Source organism: Winslowiella iniecta (genome assembly GCF_001267535.1).
Taxonomy (GTDB): Bacteria; Pseudomonadota; Gammaproteobacteria; order Enterobacterales; family Enterobacteriaceae; genus Erwinia; species Erwinia iniecta.
On sequence record NZ_JRXE01000002.1, the window covers coordinates 1 to 3641 of the forward strand.

At 47.7% G+C, this 3641-nt stretch carries 4 protein-coding genes and 2 pseudogenes; 2 read left to right on the forward strand and 4 right to left on the reverse strand.

All coding sequences use genetic code 11. From position 1 onward, the window contains the following. Positions 1 to 163: 163 nt before the first annotated feature. Both NG42_RS01165 and NG42_RS01170 read right to left on the reverse strand, forming a co-directional pair. On the reverse strand, positions 164 to 937 hold the full coding sequence (locus NG42_RS01165) for a nucleotidyltransferase domain-containing protein (protein WP_052896941.1): 774 nt from the start codon (positions 935 to 937) through the stop codon (positions 164 to 166). Continuing rightward, positions 924 to 2032 (reverse strand): IS3 family transposase gene (locus NG42_RS01170; RefSeq protein WP_156322263.1). Its coding sequence is split into 2 segments (ribosomal slippage): positions 924 to 1780 and positions 1780 to 2032, totalling 1110 coding nucleotides; the frame shifts between segments, so codons are not numbered across the junction. The genes NG42_RS01165 and NG42_RS01170 overlap by 14 nt, the downstream gene beginning before the upstream one ends. A 484-nt stretch (positions 2033 to 2516) precedes the next feature. On the opposite strand from NG42_RS01170, the gene NG42_RS01180 reads away from it, so the two are divergent. Beyond that, complete coding sequence (locus NG42_RS01180; protein WP_052897364.1) at positions 2517 to 2777, forward strand: type II toxin-antitoxin system Phd/YefM family antitoxin; 261 nt, start codon at positions 2517 to 2519, stop codon at positions 2775 to 2777. Continuing rightward, entirely contained in the window at positions 2778 to 3086 is a 309-nt protein-coding gene (locus NG42_RS01185; RefSeq protein ID WP_052896944.1) for a type II toxin-antitoxin system RelE/ParE family toxin, read from the forward strand. Here NG42_RS01185 and NG42_RS23200 read toward each other — a convergent pair. Both NG42_RS23200 and NG42_RS21790 read right to left on the reverse strand, forming a co-directional pair. Next, positions 3087 to 3316: pseudogene (locus tag NG42_RS23200) on the reverse strand (helix-turn-helix domain-containing protein). Then, positions 3265 to 3641 (reverse strand): annotated as a pseudogene (locus NG42_RS21790) (transposase); the annotation flags it as partial. The pseudogenes NG42_RS23200 and NG42_RS21790, both read right to left, overlap by 52 nt.

The following is a 3641-nucleotide window of genomic DNA, read 5'->3' on the forward strand; positions in this document are numbered from 1 at the left end:
AACTGTAGGGCAGGATCGTCTACCGGGGTGGGGTCAGTCCATTGTACAATCAGGTCATCTCTCCGCTCACAGCGGACATTTCGACCTTGCTTTCTGTCCGTTCAGTGCCAGAAGCGGACATTTTGTTGTGAAAAGGAGTTACAATCAAAATACTCGAAAAGATTTATTGACGGTGAAACTCAGCGTTAAGCCACCTTGCAAAAGTTATAAGTCGTATTTCGTAATCATCCAGGTTTGCTCGGACCCCGGTGCCTATTGCCATTAAATCGTCGATATCCTTTTCTAAAGAAGGGTATCGGGCAATGAACCAGTTGCGGTGCTCGTGGAGCGAACCCGGCCAGTCATAGTCCTGTTCATTGCGCAAAATATTGGTTGATCTGATAAGCTTTCTCGCAGCAGAACAAAGAAGTTGCTGCTTTTTGATTTCGTCAGATGACATTTTCATTTGCGTAATTAACTTGTTCAGAACTTGCTGAAAGTCACCATTCACAGCTACCGCAATAGCTTTTGAAGGCTTAAAAGCCTGAAATTTTTGGCTCAGATCCTCACCATAAACGCAACGACAATGATGTTTCAACCAGTATCCCCAGCTGAGTATGTTATCTGGTGAGAGGACCTCTTCCAGAAAACCGCAGTCAAAATCAATTTTACTGATAGTGGAGTTGTTTTTTTCAAGCCCAGCGTGAATATTGGCAAATTGTTCTGAGGTCGTTTGATCGAGTTTATGCCTGAAAATAATTGTAATATCCAAATCAGACTTACCCATTTCCGCTCTACCTTCAGCCACACTTCCATACACGTAAAGGCTGTGTATAAGGTCAGGAAAGCTAAGGGTAAGCTTCGACACTACACACTCGATTACAAGCAAGAATTCAGGCTGAATTTCAGCGCATCCTGGTAAAGGGATGGTAATCCCCCCATTTTTAACGGAGGTCATAAGTAGAATCAGGCTGGCGCTGTATATGCTGCATCGGCGTGAAGCCATTTAGCGCCATATTCGGTCGTTCATTATTATAAAACCATTGCCACTGAGTGGCATAGTGCTGCAATTCATCCAGCGATGTAAAAAGGTGTTGTCCCAGCCAGTCATACCGAACCGTTCGGTTATAGCGCTCAATATAGGCATTTTGTTGCGGATTACCCGGCTGGATGAAGTTAATTTGAATATCGTGCTTACAGGCCCATGATATCAATGTATTACTCGTATATTCCGGTCCGTTGTCACACCGTATTGCTGTCGGTTTTCCCCTCCACTCAATGAGTTGTTCGAGTGTTCGCACTACCCGGCTTGCCGGCAGGGAAAAATCCACCTCAATCGCCAGTGCCTCACGATTAAAGTCATCGATAATATTCAGCAACCGCACAGAACGGCCATCCGATAGCTGATCATGCATGAAGTCCATCAACCAGCATTCATTACTGCTTTCAGGCACCGCCAGCGGTTCAGGTTTATCACGTTTAAGTCGTTTTTTCGGCTTTATTCGCATGTTCAGCGACAGCTCGCAGTAAATCCAGTACACCCTCTTGTGGTTGAAGCGGAAGCCTTTCACGTTGCGAAGGTACAAAAAACACAGACCAAATCCCCAGTTCCGCTGACTGTCAGTGATGCGGAGCAGCCAGTCGGCAATCACCTCATTTTCTTCATTCAGTTGAGGCTGGTAGCGGTAGCAACTTTCGCTGACAACAAACAGCTGGCAGGCAAAACGAATGCTGACATTCCGGCTCCTTACCGCATCCTGCGCCATCTGCTTTCGAAGCGATGGCGTCACCACTTTTTTGCCATGGCCTCCTGAATGATTTCAGCTTTAAGCCGTTCTTCAGCATACATTTTCTTGAGGCGACGGTTTTCGTCTTCCAGCTCTCTCAGGCGGGTCATCATGGATGCATCCATACCGCCAAAGCGCGATCGCCACTTATAAAAACTGGCATTGCTCATGCCATGTTCGCGGCACAGTTCAGCCACTGGCGTTCCGGCCTCGGCTTGCTTCAGAATGTCCATGATCTGGCTGTCAGTGAAACGTGATTTTTTCATAGAAATCTCCTCAATTCAGATTACGAGAAAATTCTACTTATGAACACATCGGTTTTTCGGGGGGATTACCCCTGGATTGATACATCCTTTTTCCCTCATTCCATGAGTCTAAGTAGTAGCTTATAAGTTACAAGCGGGAAATGCATGTGCTGCTATTTTATTTCGCAACGATTCTCTCCTCAACGGTCGGCGTGAGACGTTTACCATTGGTAGGTATGGTGCTGACGATATTACGCTGGCAGCAATGACGCGGTTTCAGCTGTCTCCCTTTAAGATAAAATGTATTTAAAATGGGAGATAACCGCGACACCCTGCCTGCCGCTGAAAAACATAAAAGGATTTAAAATGGCCGAAAGGGTAACCAGGATTTAACGAAACGCGGCTAAAGGAAACGGGTCTGCCCCGAAAGTAAAGACGGGTGACTATAAGTTATACAGCGACTATAATGAACGAATCGAACGATTCGGGCGAAAAGGTAATGACGATGCACTCCATGACGGCCAACGAAGCTAAAACTCAGTTTGGTGATATGCTGCTAAAAGTACAGCGCGAGCCGGTACAAATCAGCCGCAATGGAAAGCCTGTGGCAGTGCTGGTTTCCGCAGATGACTACGAACAGATTGAAGCGATGAAGCTCCAGCTGTTGCAGGCGAAGATCCAGCGTGCCCGAAATGATATGGCGATCGGAAATACCGCTGATGGTGATGAATTTTTCTCTGAACTGATGGATGCGGATAAAATTTAAATGGCCGGGTACAGACTCACGGAAGAGGCACAGCGGGATCTGCGGGCGATCCGCGACTACACCTTAAGGAACTGGGGCGCACAGCAATCCCGCACTTATCTTAACCGGCTGCGCCAGACTCTTGAAAAACTGGCGGAAATACCTGAAATGGGGCTGAAAAGGGAAGAAGAGCTGGGGCCGGATGTTCACAGCTTTCCTTACGTCAGCCATATGCTCTATTACGTTCCCGACAGCAAAGGGATTACGGTGATGGCCGTGCTGCATCAAAGCCGCATCCCCGTCCATCATCTGGCGCAGCGGTATCGCTGATTAATTCGTGGCCCGCATTGCTGATGCAGCTGCCTCAGCAAACTCATCATTACCATGCAGAAGTAACATTCCGGTACATCCAGCGCGCGGGTGAATTCGCCTACCAGTTCGAGGAGTGGCTTGCGCATACCGTTTTCGTAATGTGATAACCGCGAGTAAGCCGTGTCTTCAGCAATGCCTGCCTCAGAGGTTTTTTGGACTTTATTCGCATGTTCAGTGGCGGCTCGCAGTAGATTCGATACATCCGTTAATGGTTGAACTGAAAGCTTTTATGTTACGCAGATCTAAAAAATAGAGACCAAATCCCCAGTTGCGTTGGCTATCAGTGATACGTAGCAGCCAGCCGACAATGGCTTCACCACTTTTTGCCATGACTTCCTGAATGATTTTGGCTTTGAGGCGCTCTTCGGCATACGTCTTTTTGAGAGGGCGGTTTTCGTCTTCCCGCTCTTTCAGTCGGGTATCCATACCGCCTAAGCGTGAACGCCACTTATAGCAACTGGCATTGCTCATACCCTGCTGCGGCACAATTTAGCGACCTGCGTTCCGGCCCCG